Source organism: Pantoea sp. E956-1, from assembly GCF_982223955.1.
The window spans coordinates 1-584 of record NZ_CEUYZP010000032.1 but is presented as its reverse complement, the minus strand read 5'-3'; the positions used below and the strand labels follow the sequence as shown (position 1 = coordinate 584).

General features: G+C 59.6%; 1 protein-coding gene. It reads left to right on the top strand.

What is annotated here, in order from left to right; genetic code table 11:
- Nucleotides 1-435, top strand: a 435-nt coding sequence (locus AC0T7J_RS25085) for a C13 family peptidase (protein ID WP_473798426.1), incomplete at its 5' end; no start/stop codon positions are given.
- Between the last annotated feature and the right edge of the window lie 149 nt (nt 436-584).

Genomic DNA, 584 nt, shown 5'->3' with positions numbered 1-584 from the left:
GAACTGGCCGACCTGCCCGCCGATGAGCTCGCCGCCGTGCTCGCGCCGCTGAAGCATCGCGACAAGGTCATCGTGATTTCCTCGTGCTATTCCGGCGGTTTCATCCCGGCGCTGAAAGACGAACGCACGCTGATCATGACCGCCTCGCGCGCCGATCGGGTGTCGTTCGGTTGCTCGGAAGAAGCCAACTTCACTTATTTCGGCGATGCGCTGTTTGCCCAGGCACTGAACCAGACCGACGACCTTGAGCAGGCATTCAAACTGGCCAAGGCCACCGTTGCCGAACGTGAGCTGGCCGACGGCTTCGAAGCCTCGGAGCCGCAGATCTGGGCGCCGAAAACCGTACTGTCGCACTGGCAACTGCTACGAAAACAGCAAGCACGCAAAGCTTTGCAAAGCAGCGCATTGAACGACGCGGCGAAAAAAGGCAACTAAGCTGAACAGTATCAAGGGAGAGACACTATGTACTTGACGCCTCAGCACGTATTGCTTGCCGGAGCCACCGGACTGACCGGTGAACATCTGCTCGACCGTTTGCTCAACGAGCCAACGATTACCCGTGTCCTCGCCCCTTCACGCCGGCC